Origin of the sequence: Mastigocoleus testarum BC008, assembly GCF_001456025.1 — a bacterium.
In the GTDB taxonomy this organism is placed as follows: domain Bacteria; phylum Cyanobacteriota; class Cyanobacteriia; order Cyanobacteriales; family Nostocaceae; genus Mastigocoleus; species Mastigocoleus testarum.
This window is the reverse complement of the sequence record NZ_LMTZ01000162.1, coordinates 22498-38723: the sequence shown is the minus strand read 5'-3', so window position 1 is coordinate 38723 and position 16226 is coordinate 22498. Positions and strand designations below refer to the sequence as shown.

Annotated in this window: 12 protein-coding genes; 2 read left to right on the top strand and 10 right to left on the bottom strand. The window is 37.6% G+C overall.

Translation table 11 applies throughout. The features are described from left to right. Positions 1-485: 485 nt before the first annotated feature. From BC008_RS43325 to topA, 5 genes are all read right to left on the bottom strand, one after another. Positions 486-3050, bottom strand: coding sequence for an HD family phosphohydrolase (locus BC008_RS43325; protein ID WP_027841320.1), 2565 nt, complete (start codon positions 3048-3050; stop codon positions 486-488). Positions 3051-3302: 252 nt separating this feature from the next. Continuing rightward, positions 3303-4196, bottom strand: coding sequence for a hypothetical protein (locus BC008_RS43320; protein ID WP_027841321.1), 894 nt, complete (start codon positions 4194-4196; stop codon positions 3303-3305). A gap of 107 nt (positions 4197-4303) precedes the next feature. Beyond that, on the bottom strand, positions 4304-4780 hold the full coding sequence (gene aroQ, locus BC008_RS43315; RefSeq protein WP_058184770.1) for a type II 3-dehydroquinate dehydratase: 477 nt from the start codon (positions 4778-4780) through the stop codon (positions 4304-4306). Between the two features lie 10 nt (positions 4781-4790). Further along, positions 4791-4928: a hypothetical protein gene (locus tag BC008_RS50990; RefSeq protein ID WP_027841322.1), complete on the bottom strand. Its 138-nt coding sequence runs from the start codon at positions 4926-4928 to the stop codon at positions 4791-4793. 469 nt (positions 4929-5397) lie between these two features. Further along, entirely contained in the window at positions 5398-8085 is a 2688-nt protein-coding gene (gene topA / locus BC008_RS43305; protein ID WP_027841323.1) for a type I DNA topoisomerase, read from the bottom strand. Between the two features lie 1102 nt (positions 8086-9187). Between topA and BC008_RS43300 the strand changes: the two genes are divergently transcribed. Then, positions 9188-9502 carry an RNA recognition motif domain-containing protein gene (locus tag BC008_RS43300; protein ID WP_027841324.1) on the top strand — a complete coding sequence of 105 codons (315 nt, stop codon included), beginning with the start codon at positions 9188-9190 and terminating at the stop codon, positions 9500-9502. Between the two features lie 556 nt (positions 9503-10058). Here BC008_RS43300 and BC008_RS43295 read toward each other — a convergent pair. The 4 genes from BC008_RS43295 to BC008_RS43280 all read right to left on the bottom strand — a co-directional run bounded on the left by BC008_RS43295 (position 10059) and on the right by BC008_RS43280 (position 13097). Next, positions 10059-10535, bottom strand: coding sequence for a dTDP-4-dehydrorhamnose 3,5-epimerase-like enzyme (locus BC008_RS43295; RefSeq protein WP_036264754.1), 477 nt, complete (start codon positions 10533-10535; stop codon positions 10059-10061). Between the two features lie 134 nt (positions 10536-10669). Beyond that, entirely contained in the window at positions 10670-12256 is a 1587-nt protein-coding gene (locus BC008_RS43290) for a glucose-6-phosphate isomerase (protein ID WP_027841326.1), read from the bottom strand. A 104-nt stretch (positions 12257-12360) separates the two neighbouring features. Beyond that, the gene (locus tag BC008_RS43285) at positions 12361-12612 is read right to left on the bottom strand and encodes a hypothetical protein (protein WP_027841327.1); all 252 of its coding nucleotides are present in this window, start codon (positions 12610-12612) and stop codon (positions 12361-12363) included. Positions 12613-12884: 272 nt separating this feature from the next. Beyond that, on the bottom strand, positions 12885-13097 hold the full coding sequence (locus BC008_RS43280; protein WP_027841328.1) for a hypothetical protein: 213 nt from the start codon (positions 13095-13097) through the stop codon (positions 12885-12887). A 453-nt stretch (positions 13098-13550) separates the two neighbouring features. Here BC008_RS43280 and BC008_RS43270 point away from each other — a divergent pair, with 453 nt between their 5' ends. Then, the gene (locus BC008_RS43270; RefSeq protein ID WP_027841330.1) at positions 13551-15065 is read left to right on the top strand and encodes an alanine/glycine:cation symporter family protein; all 1515 of its coding nucleotides are present in this window, start codon (positions 13551-13553) and stop codon (positions 15063-15065) included. A gap of 433 nt (positions 15066-15498) precedes the next feature. On the opposite strand, the gene BC008_RS43265 is transcribed toward BC008_RS43270, so the two are convergent. Continuing rightward, the gene (locus tag BC008_RS43265; RefSeq protein WP_027841331.1) at positions 15499-16095 is read right to left on the bottom strand and encodes a DUF2087 domain-containing protein; all 597 of its coding nucleotides are present in this window, start codon (positions 16093-16095) and stop codon (positions 15499-15501) included. Positions 16096-16226: the final 131 nt, after the last annotated feature.

Below are 16226 nucleotides of genomic sequence, written 5' to 3'. Positions count from 1 at the left end.
GCTTTGAAGTCAAACTTATTTAAACCTATCCAAACCTTTCCGTATAAGAAAAATTATTTTGTTTGGTATAAGGTAAACTTTAATTTATTAGGAGTAAAAGGTGTACTAGCCGTATACCAAATCCGATTATTAAACCCCTCTATTGTAATTTTCCCCAAGCTTGCCACAATTACCACACTCTTCCTGTAATTTTAAAAAGGGGTAATCAACCCAGATTTAGTATTAGCTCCCAAAATATATATTTCAATATATATTGTCTATGGAACTGACACATAAATAAGAGTATCGCATTAAGTAGGTTAATTCACTTATTTTCTTAGATTTTAGTTTTTCGATTGTAATCTTTTTACCGAATTAATTATTCCTAACTTTATGACGAACAAATATACTGCAAATCAATTGTCAGAAGTTTGAAGGGAATAATTTATCGAACAATTATTTTATTACTATTGAGGTATTAAAGTAAGAAAAAACCGCTATTTCTTCTAACTCTTACCACTTTTTTGCGTAGCTATTTTAGATTTCGGATAGGCAATTCTTTTGTGATGGAATTGTTGCCAAACTTCTACAAAAATTTCCGCAATTCTAGATAAATCTTGGCGACTTAAGCCAGAATCTACTAATTGATTATCCTTCCAGCGAGCACGAAGAATATTATTTACCATAATCAGTGCTTGTTCTGGTGTGGCATCTTTGAGGGAACGCAACGCTGCTTCACAAGAATCTGCCAGCATAACTATTCCCGTTTCTCGGGACTGAGGAATAGGACCGTCGTAACGGAAATCTGACTCTTTGACTTCTATTTGGGGATTTTCTTGGGCGATTTGTTGAGCTTGATGATGAAAATAAGCGATCAGCATATCTCCCTGATGCTCGGGAATAAAAGATTGTATAGCACTTGGTAAACTGTGCTTACGTGCCATAACTAAGCCTTCAGTTACGTGCTTTTTAATAATTTGTGCGCTTTTCCAAGGGTCTTGGATTTCGGTCTCATGCTTGTTTGGTTCTCCCATTTGATTTTCGATAAAACCTTGGGGATCGTGCATTTTACCAATATCGTGGTATAAAGTACCTGCTCTAACTAACTCTACGTCGCATTTGAGCTGTTTTGCTGCAGCTTCAGCAAGGGTCGCAACAAGTAGGGTATGTTGAAAGGTCCCAGGAGCTTCAGTAGCCAGACGTTTTAATAAAGGACGATTAGGATTTGCTAGTTCTGCAAGGCGAATAGGAGTAACCAAATCAAAGATTTTTTCCAGATATGGGCTTAAACCCAATGCCACAATGCTCCAAGCTAAGCCAGACAGAGCAAACAATGCAGCTTCTTGCAAAACGAAATATCCAGCAGAACCATAAGCAGCACTTACAAGCAATCTAACAATCAAGAAAACGCCGCCTTCAGTTAAAGCAATAGCAATACCCAATAATGCTAACTCTTCCCGACAACGTAGTCGTTTGGCAAAACAACTGGCAAGAATACCACCAGCTGCACCAGCTAATAATGCAACTTTACTTACTTCTAAACTTAAAGGTATTAGAAATAGCAGCAGCCCCAAAGTTGTAACCCCTAAAACGGGACCGTAGAAACCACCTAAAAGTAAACCTACCCCGCTCCAAGTTGTATATGGCGTACCCAAAATTATAAAAATTGGGGTTGATAAAATAAGCAACAAAACTAAAAGGCGATCGCTTTGTCGCATCCGGTATTTAATACGCCTTTCTATAACTGCAAAAATCCCAACAGTTATCGTGATTGTAGTTGCGACACCAGCCAGACCCAGCCAGTTAACTTCTCGACGATTGAGCTTATAGTGCTCCAGCACCTCAAAGTCCCACTCAGAAATTTCCTTTCCTTTACGGATGACGATCTCACCTTTTTTGACTATCCGTATCACCGGTTCTATCCGAGCTGCTGCTTGCTCAGCTCTTAACCGTGTTTGTTTCTCATCTTTCTTTAGGTTTGGCTTAAGTATCTCCAATAAAAGCTTGCTCGCTAGTTCTTCAGCATTTTTGGGAACTACACCTTCTACTTGGGTCCTTACAGTATCTCGGACGATTTGGGGTGGAATTCCAGGAGAAATACCTTGAGTAAGTATTCGATTAAGACTTTGATCTATCCCTATCTGGGCTTGTTCCCACTGTTTATCAGAAATGTCTAAGAAAATATTTTCATTATCAATGATTTTCTGAGCGCGAGCTTTTTGTTTGGCACCCGCAAATTGTTTCCGTGCTTCGATTATTTTATCTAATAATAGATATAAGTTTTTTGGAGAATTTTTTAAGCGATAATTAGTTAACTCTTTAACAGAAGAAACAAAGTCAGGCTTTTGGGAATAATTGCTTGGTTGCGGTTTTTTCTTATCTCCATTAACAGCATTATTTCCCGATTCTAAATTCGGTGTATTAATTGCCTCAGCCTGGTTCTGACTTGAAGGCAGCATTGTTTTTAAATAATACTCCCGAGCATCAATCGCAATGAGTAATGCTTTCCATTCTTGCTCAGGAGCAGAACGCAAGTAGCGTTGAGTTGGTATTTTCAATAACAATGAGTCAAGAAACGGGAATGAACCTAGAGTTTCACGAATTTCGTTGAACTGATTTAAATTTTTATTTAGACTCTGCTTAATTTTGTCGTCGATCTCCCGATCTACCATCAAAACTGGTAAAGAATGTTGAGTCGCAATTTTACGCAGAATTTTCGTTTCTTTTTTATCTTCAATATTAGCCGTTCGGGGGGCATAAATTGTTTTTGGTGCAATTGCTCCCACTTTTAGTTGTGGCTGATTATAAAATTTTTGTCCCATAACTCCCGTCAGCAGGACGACAGCAATGACAAAAACAGTAGATGAGTGTTCAGGTATGCAACTCATGCTGAGCGCATAACCACCATTTTTACTCTTCAATGACTTCGCATTATTTGTTGATATCTTAACTATTTTGTATTTTCCTTTTTCATTGACTTTTGACAGATAAAGACGGCGTAATACTTTGTACCGTCGTTCCCAGTAATTCAATTGCTGGGTCAAAGACTGAAGAAATGACTGCGTTTTCATTACCTATAACCGCAGTTAAGTCGTTGATTTTATAAGAAAAAATGATTTCCAAATTTGATACTGATTAACCACAATAATTACCTATAGAATGGAATTCGGTTTTATCGTCAAGTCACAGTATAAAATATTATGAATAAATGATAAGTATCGTGATTTTTTTGTGCAAAATTGTTTTCATTATTTTTACGATTTCTGCAGAACATAGTATATTCTGCAAGCACTTACTTATCAACTCCTGAAAATAAAAAATAATCAATTACACTGAATGACACTGGGGGCAGCAATTGCTAATTTCTTTTCTAATGTACTAGAGTGCAAGCCTAATTCGTATACTCCTGACCACACAGCTATAAGTGCATCTGCTAATTCTAGCATTTGGAAAGAGCTAGTGAGTGGCGATGATGCGATATTTAAATTTGATTGAGTTATTTGCCAGTTTACTGGAATTCCTAATGTACCGTTATAGGTACCAGACAAAATGCCACTAATAATTTCTGCACCGCAGTAAGGATTGCGGCTAGCTCGTAAAATGCAGAGACGAAAGTCTTCTGGACTACTGATAAAGTAGTAAAATCCTAACAGGACTGCTGTAATGGATTTACATCCTTCCTCTGATTCGGCTTCTAGATTTTCAGATAAAACTATATCAACGATAGAATTATCAATCTGTAGCAATTTCTGTGGTAATTTTGTCGATGTGTCACCGATAAAATCAACAGTTTGAGGAATGAGTGTCTCCCAAGAGAGATTCTCATTAAACGATTGACCAACTACATAATTTACTGCTAGTGCAGCATCCCGAACTCCTGGATAATTATCCCAAATGCTTAGAGCTTTGAGTAAGTTATCGCGTAATTTTAGTTTATCCTCGTGAAAAAAAAGCGTAACCGGTAACGTAGCAATAATTGCAGCGTTTAAAATGCTATTACCTGGTTCACAACTGTACCATTTTTTTCCTACTCGATCGCTCCAATGTTCTACATCAAACTTACCTAGGTCAAGTAAGCTTTGGATACTCGAAACTATAATTTCGTACCACCAAATATCGTACGCTAATTCTCTTTTCCCACCACTTACAGCTAAATTTTCTCCTATCAACGCTCCCAACAAGGCAGCACGGAACCGATTTGCTAACGGATAACGCATAAGTCTTAAAATTAATTTGAGATAAATTAATTAGTCAGAGATTATACTCGCAAATACAAATTACAAGATATATTAATCTCTAGCTATAAGACTTTATCGATCAATTCTCACTCAATTTGATTTTTTTCCTTCCTTAAATAATGGGCAAGAGCTTGCAAACCCAATAAATAACTGTGAGCCCCAAAACCACTGATTTGACCGATAACAACTGGAGATATGTAGGAGTGATGACGAAAACTTTCACGACAATAAATATTACTCAGATGAACTTCAACTGTTGGCAATTTAACAGCAGAAATTGCATCTCTTAGTGCCAAGCTTGTATGAGTGTAAGCTCCAGCATTAATTAATATTCCTTGATGTTTCCCTAAAGATTCATGTATGGCATCAACTAAAGCTCCTTCGTGATTTGACTGCATAAAGGAGACTTTTATATTCAGTTTTGCACCCTCAGCTTCTAATAAGCTGTTAATTGAATCTAATGTGAGGGAACCATATATATTAGGTTCTCGCAGACCTAAAAGATTTAGGTTAGGTCCGTGTAGTACTAAAGTACTTAGTTCAGATAATGTCAAGCCCCGCACATTTATACTTTTATCGACGTCGAGATCGTTCGTCTACAGGTATCGGAATCAGTTCCGCTTCTGGCTCAGCTTCTGGGCCTAGCAAGGCTTCAATAAGCTTACGTGCCAACTCTTTTAACTTTTCCAGTACTTTCTCTATATGGTCCATTGAACTGACCGCTCCTGAGATACTACCTCAATGTGAACATTATTCAATGTTAAGAAGTTTTACAATCAATTGAAGGATTGCTTACTTTACTCCTTTATCATAGGTTATCACATTCATAACCGAATGAAGGTTCATATTACAAGCAAACAGATTAAAAATAGTTAGCGTGCAATATTTGGATACAGTTACAGATGTGTAATTTCCGGAGTAAAACACACAGTACTGCTTAGAATTTCCCAACTAGGTATTAAGCTTAAAATATCAAGCTAGAGGATTTGGTTATTATATGGTTTTATATGAAACCAAAGAGGCAATAAAAACCACACTTGCTGTAGGTAAGGGAGCTACCCAAATGTTAGTCAGCATCAGCTTCTTCCATAAAGTGTCACCATTCGTAGATAACTAGTCATAGTCAATAGCCTGTAGCCCACATTTTTTGTTCCCACAAGGACTATTGACTGTAGATCAGCTAATTTAAACTAGCATTTTTGGTACTTTTTTTCTTTGCCGTGCTCTCTGAAGACTTGGATGATTTGGTGGAAGATTTTGAACTGGAACTTTTAGATTTACTACTAGATTTACTGCTTTTACTTTTTGATTTTTTGTTTGACGTTTTGCTTGCCAATAATTCCAGTGCTATTTCCAACGTAATATCTTCGACTGATTTGCCTTCAGGGATACTAACATTTGTTTTATTGTGCTTTATGTAAGGGCCATAGGGTCCATCATAAATATTTACCGCCTCATCATCATCAGGGTGACTTCCCAATTCCTTCAAAGCTGTTTTTGATTTGCTACTACCCCTGCCTTTTTTCGGAGTCGCTAACAATTCCAAAGCACGTTCCAGAGTAACTGTCAATACGTCATCACCAGCTTTGAGAGAGCGATAGTCTTTCTTCTCTTTGCTATTGTGAACGACATAAGGGCCAAAGCGACCAATATTAGCTTGAATGGTTGCACCACTTTCAGGATGATTCCCCAATGTTCGAGGTAGTGACAACAATCCTACTGCCATTTCCAAAGTGGCATCTTCAAGCTTTACACCCTTAGGCAAAGATGCTTGTTTGGGTTTGGGATTTTCATCAGTTTTATCGCCCAATTGCACGTAAGGACCATAGGGACCGATTTTGGCATAAATTACTTCCCCAAGTTCCGGGTGAATTCCTAATTTATCTGGTCCTTCAGTTTTTTGCCGCAACAGAACTTCAACTTTTTCTGGATCCAAATCCGCTGGGGTTAGATCTTGGGGAATTGAGACAGTAACTACATCTTCACCATTTTCTTTTTCCAAATAAGCCCCATATTTACCAATACGGACTTTAGCTTCCAGATTTTCCAGTTCAATTGTTTTGGCATTATTGGCATCAATTTGGTCTTCCTGTTCCTTAACCAGAGTTTCTAAACCTTCTTCTCCCAAATAAAAATCCTGTAAGTATGGCAACCAAGCGGCTTCACCGGTAGAAATGTCATCGAGAGTTTGCTCCATTTTTGAAGTGAAGCTGGGATCTACCACATCAGGAAAATGTTTTTCTAGAAGATTAGTGACTGCAAATGCGGTAAAAGATGGGACTAGGGCATTATTTGTTAGTTGAGCATAGCCTTTATCAATAATCGTGCCAATAATGCTGGCGTAAGTACTGGGACGTCCAATACCCTCACTTTCTAAAGTTTTAACTAGGGTTGCTTCGGTATATCTTGCTGGAGGTTGAGTTTCATGACCGATCGCATCTAATGTTTTACATCCAGGATTATCCCCTACTTTCAAGTTAGGCAAAATCACTTCTTTGTCTTCCAAAGCTGCTTCTGGATCGTCCGAGCCCTCGACATAGGCACGCAAAAACCCAGGAAAATCAATACGTTTGCCAGAAGAGCGAAAACCGGCATCTTCCACTTGCAACTGCATAGTAATTTGTGTCTGCTTGGAATCTGCCATTTGGCAGGCAACAGTACGTTTCCAGATCAGATCGTATAACTGTAATTCGCGACCGTTCAAACCCGTTTCTTGGGGAGTACGGAAACTACTACCAGCAGGACGAATAGCTTCATGTGCCTCTTGAGCACCTTTTGATTTTGTAGTGTATTTTCTCGGCTTAGGGCTTAGGTATTCTTTTCCATAAAGTTTTTCTACACAATCGCGAGCTGCAGCAATTGCCTGTTCTGATAAGTGCACGGAATCTGTACGCATGTAGGTGATATATCCCTGCTCGTACAAGTTCTGAGCTGTGCGCATTGTATCCCGTGCCGAAAGACGTAGCTTGCGGTTAGCTTCTTGTTGCAGTGTAGAAGTTGTAAATGGCGCTGCTGGTTTGCGAGTGACAGGGCGCTCTTCAACATTTTTTACAGACCAGTTCTTATCGCGTAAGCGTTCTTTTAGTTCTCTAGCGCCATCTTCATTGAGCAGTAGTAATTTTTTGCCTGGAGTAATTTGACCAGTCGCAGGATCAAAATCGCTGCCGGTTGCCAATTTTGTCCCAGCTAAAGTTACCAATTGAGCAGTAAAAGTTGGTTTTCCTTTATCCCGAGCAGGAGTCAAAATCGCCTTTAAATCCCAATAAGAACCTTGGTGAAAAGCGCGACGATCCCGCTCTTTATTAACCAAAAGCCTAACTGCAACAGACTGAACCCTCCCGGCAGATAATCCCCTTGCAATTTTTTTCCAAAGCAATGGAGATAAAGTATAACCCACAAGGCGGTCTAAAATACGCCTGGTTTCTTGAGCGCGAACTAACTTTTCGTCTATGTTGCGACAGTTATCCAAAGCTTTTTTGATGGCATCTCGAGTTATTTCGTGAAACACCATCCTTTTTGTAGGCACTTTTGGTTTGAGCAACTGATATAAATGCCAGCTAATACTTTCACCTTCGCGATCTTCGTCAGTTGCCAATATTAATTCTGAAGCTCCTTTAAGCGCTTCTTTCAGTTGACTGACAACTTTCTTTTTATCTTTTGGGATGACGTATAACGGTTCAAAATCAGCGTGTATATTTACCCCAAGCTGCGCCCATTTTTCTGCTTTCACAGCCTCAGGAATTTCCTTCGCAGACTGGGGTAGGTCGCGCACGTGACCCATAGACGCCTCTACCAGATATTCTGAGGGCAGATAGTTGCGAATGGTACGAGCTTTGGTCGGAGATTCGACTATGACAAGAGTTGACATGGAAATTTCAAGCAAGAACAGCTGCTAAGCTAAACAGTCAATTTGAGATAATTTCAGCCAGATTTCAAAAGATTTTTTATTGTCGAACTTGGATGTGATGCTATCCTAGCGCGAACATCCTGTTAGTAAAATACTCCTAACTTCAGTTGTCGGGTAACGCCTATTAGCTTAGAATAGCTTTCCCTAAAGAGTAAATTGAAAAAAACAGGAGATATGAATTCCGGCTATTTCAATCTTTAACTTATATCAGGCACAAATGGCGACTACAGTTTATAAAATGTCGTCGAAAAAGAATACTGTAATACATCAATGATATTTTGCTGGCGCAAGTTAAATATCCCTTGGCCATTCTGATTACCGTTTAAGTATTTCCGCTAGACTAAAAATAATCGCAGTTTACTTAATGATAATCACATTTTATTCACTACAAAATAATTCTTGGGAAAAATCGGTAATTTTAACCATGCTTGAATCATTATTTTATCTCCAAAATTTATATATCCAAAATCTTATATCCAAAAAACCTATATCTAAAAATATCTATTTTTATTTTTGCAGAGTAAAGTAAAAGATAAAGAAGATTAAAGATGGGATATTTATTTTATAGTGTAAAGATTTTTTGCCTCCAGGACTATCACGTAAACCCAAAGCAATACACGTAAACCCAAAGCAATAATTAATTAGGGTTTGGAAGGTTATAATCATTTGCATTATTATAACTATTTATATCTAAATGTTTTTATTGGAAGTTATAATTATCTAATAAAAAATATAGTGTTTTACTTACTAAGTAAGACACTATATCAATCATTAGGAAGAACACGAGCATCAGTTTTAGAAAGATTAAATTATATACTCAAAAGATAAAAATCACTAGAATAGAATAATAAACTCAATGCTTAGGACAAATCAGTAAACATACTTAAAATAAATATATTTTCCTAAACTAATTGAGGTCGGTTGCACCTCGTCTGACTGTAAAAAAGTTGTGCTAGGATAATTCAGGAGAAGTTAGTTCGGTGATACTTTTCTTGTTTTGATTAAAAATTACAAGCGTCTCTCCGAATCAACATCTCGAGTTAGTTTGATTCCGGAGATTTTCATGTCAATTTACGTAGGTAACCTATCCTACAGCGTTACAGAAGAAGACCTAAGCAAAGTATTTTCTGAATACGGCACTGTAAAGCGAGCACAAATCCCCTTAGATCGGGAAACTGGTCGTTCGCGCGGTTTTGGTTTTGTAGAAATGGAATCAGAAACAGATGAGAGTGCTGCCATCGAAGCTTTAGACGGAGCCGAATGGATGGGTCGTCAAATGAAGGTAAATAAAGCCAGACCCAGAGAAGAAAAATCTAATTACCGCTCTGGTGGTGATAACTGGGGAAAAGGTGGTAGTGGTGGCTACTCAAAGTACTAATAGATGTTGAACTCTCTGGGAATAACTCATTTCCAGAATTATACGTACAACAAACGAAAAAGCATTTACCAAGATCTATATAAATATACAGTGCAGATTTAGTAATTTACTGAATCTGCTTTTATTATTGTTATATGTAAATAAAAAATTATTTTAACTTATACATATATTTAATTAATTAATTTATAGCAATGCTTCTTAAAACTCTAAATCTTATTCATATATTATACATGACATCAGAAAATTACATCAGAAAAAAATAATTTATAGCTTCTGGAAAATTATCTCTATCTGTTTTTAGAGTATTTAAGCTAAAACTTTAAGTCAAATTTATAATTCAAATTTTTATAATTAAGTTTGACTTGTACGTAGGGTTATATCTCAAGCTTTCAACTTAGAAATAGAAGATCATCAAAATTGTAAGCCAGTTTTTCAGCACTTCATGTAAATTCCCCTCACCACTGCTGGGAAGGGGTTATGCAAGCAACTTTTTAGTTCCACAAAATTACAGAAGTTTCTACACATTTACAACACAGGAACAATTTCAAACCCTCTGCTAGCAATCAGTTATTGCTTTAATTGGCGGCATTGTTGTATCCAAGTTTTTCAGTGCTGTTTCTGCTGCTGTTAGATCGTAGGGAAATGGTCGCCCACGGGTCATGTAATCCATCTTGTGGGATGGTTTGTGACGCAAAACCGCATTTACTACTACACAAGGTTCGGTACTTAAGTTAATTGCACCATGAAGAACTCCCGGTGGGATAATAATTACCGCAGGATTATCTTCACTTAATGGAACATATTGATATTGCTTGTTAATCAATGTTACGAGTACAAACCGTCCTTTAACTACGAGTAACTGATCGGTTTGAGTTTTATGAACAAATAAATCGTCTACAGTTTGGGGAGGAATTTGCACCAGTACTGTTTCGTGACTGGCTTGGGGTGTAAAAAACTCTGCCATTCCCCCTTTAATTGATTCTAATTGACGGATTTCAACTGTTCTCGCTTTATCTTTTTTGGTTTTATTCATCACAATATCCCAAAAATAAAGATTGGAGTTTTACTACAACCGCAGTATTACTCCAATCTAAGCTGCGAAAAAATAAAAAAATGTTGCATTTGCAACAAAAGATACCAATTAATGGTATGTATTCACTCCATCTATCAGTTCAAAGAAACTTTTAAACTGTTGGGCTGGGCAAAATTACCTTCCAAAACTACACCGCGCCCATTTGCATGAAGGTGACGTAATATCGCATATATTGATTCGACTTTATCTGATTCATTGGCCTTTTGGGCTAATTCTTCTAAAGATAAAGGATTAGATTGTGCTTGTAATATTTCCACAACCTTTTTCTGTAATTCTAAAACAGCAGCAGCAGCTTTTTTCCCTGCTTCTACTCCTGGTTGATGATAGGCATTAATATTAACCAGGCTGGCATAGAAACCAACAGCACGTTCGTATAAAGCAATTAATGCCCCTACAGTGAGAGGATTCACTTGGGGAATAGTTACTACAATCGAGTCGCGTTGATTTTCATAAAGTGCTTGTCGAGTACCTTGAAGGAAGCCAGACAGGTAATCTCCTGAGGTTATTCCTGCTTCAACTTCCACAGATGTTCCTTTGCGGTCTTCTAAAACTTCAATAAATGTAGCAAAGAAATTTGGTACGCCTTCCCGTAATTGTTGGACGTAAGCATGTTGGTCGGTAGAACCTTTGTTTCCGTAAACAGCAATACCTTGATGGGCAATGTTACCATCCAAATCTTTTTCTTTGCCCAAGGATTCCATTACCAATTGCTGTAAGTAACGGCTGAAAAGAAGCAAGCTGTCCTTGTAAGGTAAAACAACCATATCTTTTTCACCCTTTCCATTCCCAGAAAAGTACCAAGATAGGGCTAACAGTGCAGCTGGGTTACTTTTAATGCTTGGGATACGGGTAGCATCATCCATGATTTTTGCGCCTTCTAACATTGCGCGAATGTCAATCCCTTGGAGTGCTGCGGGTACTAAACCAACAGTAGACATTTCCGAGGTACGCCCACCAACCCAGTCATACATGGAAAAACGTGCCAACCACTCTTCTGACTCAGCAAGTTTATCTAACTTACTACCGGGCATAGTAATTGCAACAGCATATTTGGCAAAATCCAAATTTTGTCCGGAGTAAGCTGTTTTAACTTCCTTCATTCCGTTACGTGGTTCTGGAGTACCACCAGACTTGGATATAACCAGGACCAAAGTACTTGATAAGCGATTTCGCAGTTGAGTTAAAACACGATCTATTCCTGCTGGGTCGGAATTATCGATAAAGTGAATCGCTAAAGGAGGAAAATCTGGAGCTAAAGCTTGGGCGACAAATTGAGGTCCAAGAGCAGAACCACCAATACCAATAGAAATAACGTCAGTGAAGCGTGGAGCTTTGGGGGGATGAATACCTCCTGTATGAACTTTCTCCGCAAATACTTCGATTTGTTCAACAACACTAACAATTTCTTGAGTCACTTCTGGAGAAGGAGCAAGATCTGGATTTCGCAACCAGTAGTGACCAACCATACGATTTTCATCTGGATTGGCGATAGCTCCTTTTTCAAGTTCCGCCATATCCTTAAAAGCTTTATCAAATTTAGGTTGCAGCGCCTCCACAAAAGCATTATCAAACCGCATTCGGCTGACATCTAGATAAAATCCCAATTCTTCGTGGAAATACAACCATTCCTGGTAGCGCTGCCAAAGTGCGGTAGCATCCATAGGGAAATCTCAAATAAAACAGTTTTCACAAACAAGTCTAAGGTAAGGCCCAAGGAATTCTTTGTCATCTTATACAGTTTTAAGTCTTGCTTACGTTGCTCTTTTTAAATATCTGGCATCGCAATCGCTCGCAAAAACTTAATAATTTCACCTTTCACTTCAATACCTATTAAATATCCTTCAAAGGTAAAGCGATAAAAAATCCCCTCAGAGTCTAGCTGTCTAAATTCTGGTAAGGAGTGTAACGGCAAATGTTTAGTAAAATCTACAAATACAAAATCATATATCTTTTGGTAATTATCTGGTTGTAATTTTCGCAGGTCTTTTAAAAAAGACTGGGTATAGCGCATTTCCATAATCACAATACTTAATATGAACTAGGTATTGCCTCATCAAATTTATCTTTCTCTACGCTCAATTGAGTGAGTTCCATCAATACGCCAACTGAGGGATAAACACAAAGTATAGATAGGTACTTTTCGGTGGCAGTATTTATATTCCTAAGCTTGACAGATTTAGGATAGCTTTTAGCAAAATCCTAACACTAACAGTAAGAATTACTCATAAAAGACAGGTCTGTTTAGAAAAACGATCTGGGTATGAGAAGGTACCAAATAGTATTTAACTGTTAAAACAATAACCTTCGTACCGCTTCTTCGTGGCTTAAAATATTCCAAGGCTGTTGTAAATTCTTTACTTCTTCTATTGCCTCGATCATGTACAGGTCACAATATAAGGCATAGACAAAATGCCAAACTTCTTCAAGCTCTTCTTCATTTAAGCTATCGATTAGTTTATGGATTTTCTGTCGTAGCAATTTACTACCTCTTATGGGAACCATTCTCTATCTAGTGTTCCCAAATAAATTTAAGGGATTGGGAATAAAGACTAAGGGTAGGAAAATCTATTACTCTCTTCTCGCCGTAAAGTTAAATGTAAAAAATATCTCTTCTTCTTCCCACACCTCCCACACCTCCCACACTTCCTTCTCTCGCTCAATTAGATAACCTCCTACTAGGACAGGAGTAACGGATTCCTCCCTATTCCCAATCTCTACTCCCGAGCAACCTTTAAATTTTTTAAACAATTACATAAATTTTGTATGTCATAGGTAATTATCACATCAAAGTACTTAGAAGGTTTTAAAGCAAACTTTTCCACAGAAAAAATCACATGACTGTAAGTCCTTGTATTCACCTTGTGTATAAAGGAACTTGTTTATGACCTACACCTTAAGGTAGTGTGCATAAACGAAATGCCATTTATCTGCTTCATTCTCGGAGAAATTTAATAAATGTCAAAATCTGCAATTCAACGTATTTGGTTTTTAAGTATATTTTTATGCTTTATTCCTACTGCAGTACTTGCTGCTGATGAGGTAGTGGGTCATCCATTACTAAAAGGTATTGATGATAGTTTTACTCAAATAACGAAAATAATAGCTGGTTTTCTCTTCTTCAGTGTTTATGGCTTCCCTTTAATTGTTTTATGGCTAATTTGTGGGGCGATATTTTTTACTATCCGCATGGGGTTTGTCAATGTTCGCATGTTCGGACACGCAATTGATATTGTTCGAGGAAAATACGATGACCCCAATGCTCCAGGAGAAGTCTCCCATTTTCAGGCTCTGGCAGCAGCTTTAAGTGCAACCATCGGTCTGGGAAATATTGCTGGCGTTGCAATTGCTGTTAGTGTGGGTGGACCTGGTGCTTCTTTATGGATGACTATTGCTGGTTTACTGGGAATGACAAGTAAATTTGTTGAAGCAACACTCGGTCAAAAGTATCGTATTATCAAACCTGATGGCAGAGTTGCTGGTGGACCGATGTACTATCTGTCCAAGGGACTTGCTGAAATAGGGTTTAGACCACTGGGCAGAGTATTAGCAATCTTTTTTGCTGTATTTTGTATACTTGGTGCCTTCGGTGGTGCAAACATGTTTCAAGCCAATCAGTCCTATGGTGCTGTCAAAGAAGTATTTCCTTTATTTGCCAATTATGCTTGGATTTATGGCTTAGTTCTGGCTTTTTTAGTTGCTTTAGTAATTATCGGCGGTATCCGTCGTATTGGTCAGGTTGCAGGTACGGTAGTACCAGTAATGTCCATTATTTATGTGGTTGCTGCTCTGTGGATCCTTATAACTAACTTTGCTCAAGTTCCCACAGCTGTTGGAACAATTTTTCGAGAAGCTTTTACTCCAACTGCAGTGGAAGGAGGAATTATTGGTGTAATTGTACAGGGCTTAAGACGTTCAGCATTTTCTAACGAAGCAGGAATTGGTTCCGCCGCGATCGCTCATTCAGCAGCAAAAACAGACAAACCAATTAAAGAAGGTTTGGTCGCATTATTAGAACCATTTATCGATACAGTAGTAATATGTAATATGACGGCTTTGGTCATTATAATCACTGGTGTTTATAATAATCCCCAATATGCAGAACTTGTAAAAGGTTCTGAAGGAGCAGCCCTTACATCTGTAGCTTTTGGGTCAGTAATTAGTTGGTTCCCAGTTATACTTTCTTTGTCAGTATTTTTATTCGCTTTTTCAACAATGATTTCTTGGAGTTATTACGGAGAGAGAGCTTGGGAATATCTGTTCGGCGAACGTAGTTTGATTGTTTATAAAATATTATTTTTAGCCGCTGTGTTCATTGGCTCAGTCACAAAGCCTCAGTCAGTCCTTGATTTCAGCGATGTTACTTTTCTAGCTATGGCGTTTCCTAATTTATTAGGAGGGTATTTCCTGTCGAATAAAGTGGCAACAGATCTGGCAATATATACAACTCGTTTAAATGAAGCTAGGGCTTGACATCACTATGAAAGTGCAAAACACCTGGGTTTAGAGTTTTAATATACATCGTTACCTTGATTACTCAACTATAGCGCAGCTTAGTCGGTATAAGACAGGGGATTGGTAGGTACATCTACAAAAGATACCAGTATCCGACCAATCCCTAAATATTTTCAGTTTGTTTTATTACTAATTGATCGTAATGTTTGATCAGGCGTAATTAATAAGAATATTTCATTACCATATGACTCTAGCAATGTAAACTTGAAATTTTGCTGTGTAGTTTGCAACTGCAAAACTAGAAGTGTTATCTTTCGAATAATTAAAATTGGTAATATCCAATCTCGAATTACAGAGAAAGCTACTATAGGAAACTCACTAATAATTCAGTATAAATAAATTTTAAAATTTATTTTAGCAATTCATTTAATTTATTAGTTTCGCCAATTAATCAAGTACGCCAATAAATCATACTTTCTCTTTCTCTTTGCATTAGATTGTTAGCGATTAACTCTTCCTTAATAATTGTGCTGTCAGGATAATAATGTTTAAGAATCTCATCAACTGTACTTTCTGGATATTTGACACCTACTTCAAATTTATTTACCAGCCACTTGAGAATCACTAGACGTTTCTTGCGACTAGCGGGAATATCTTTTAGGTGTTGTTTATGATTGTGATTGGTTACAGTTTTTTCTTCTTCCACTAAATAAGTTCTGAGTACTTTACTTTCCCAAGCTTTTTTATCTATATCCACTACTAAAGATGCTATTTTTTCTGGAACAAAAACATCTCTACTGATAGTTGACAAAGCTTGATTATCTAGCTGATACAAATGAGTGTTTCCCTCTGGACGCATAGTCACTAAATTGAGTTGTTTGAGTTTTGATAGGTGATGAGACACTGTTGGCTCTTTGAGTTGCAATAATGCTGCAAGTTCTTCAACACTGCACTCCTGATTTGCCAAAATCCCCACAATTTTTAATCGACTTTCGTCCCCCATAACTTTGAAAAAACGTAACAAGGTTTGAAATTGCTCTTTCGTCATAACTTGTTATAATCGGATTAGATTTGAATCTAATTAGAGCTGAATCAAATAGGTGTGCTGCTCGTTTTTGGCGCAGCATACCCTTCTTAATTGGTACAGCAAATGTAAGTTAACAATGTACGGTTTAACGG

Excerpts from the sequence above, each read along its gene's own strand:
- BC008_RS43325 (WP_027841320.1), bottom strand. The coding sequence starts at position 3,050 with ATGAAAACGCAGTCATTTCTTCAGTCTTTGACCCAGCAATTGAATTAC.
- BC008_RS43320 (WP_027841321.1), bottom strand. The coding sequence starts at position 4,196 with ATGCGTTATCCGTTAGCAAATCGGTTCCGTGCTGCCTTGTTGGGAGCG.
- BC008_RS50990 (WP_027841322.1), bottom strand. The coding sequence starts at position 4,928 with ATGGACCATATAGAGAAAGTACTGGAAAAGTTAAAAGAGTTGGCACGT.
- topA (WP_027841323.1), bottom strand. The coding sequence starts at position 8,085 with ATGTCAACTCTTGTCATAGTCGAATCTCCGACCAAAGCTCGTACCATT.
- BC008_RS43300 (WP_027841324.1), top strand. The coding sequence starts at position 9,188 with ATGTCAATTTACGTAGGTAACCTATCCTACAGCGTTACAGAAGAAGAC.
- BC008_RS43295 (WP_036264754.1), bottom strand. The coding sequence starts at position 10,535 with ATGAATAAAACCAAAAAAGATAAAGCGAGAACAGTTGAAATCCGTCAA.
- BC008_RS43290 (WP_027841326.1), bottom strand. The coding sequence starts at position 12,256 with ATGGATGCTACCGCACTTTGGCAGCGCTACCAGGAATGGTTGTATTTC.
- BC008_RS43285 (WP_027841327.1), bottom strand. The coding sequence starts at position 12,612 with ATGGAAATGCGCTATACCCAGTCTTTTTTAAAAGACCTGCGAAAATTA.
- BC008_RS43280 (WP_027841328.1), bottom strand. The coding sequence starts at position 13,097 with ATGGTTCCCATAAGAGGTAGTAAATTGCTACGACAGAAAATCCATAAA.
- BC008_RS43270 (WP_027841330.1), top strand. The coding sequence starts at position 13,551 with ATGTCAAAATCTGCAATTCAACGTATTTGGTTTTTAAGTATATTTTTA.
- BC008_RS43265 (WP_027841331.1), bottom strand. The coding sequence starts at position 16,095 with ATGACGAAAGAGCAATTTCAAACCTTGTTACGTTTTTTCAAAGTTATG.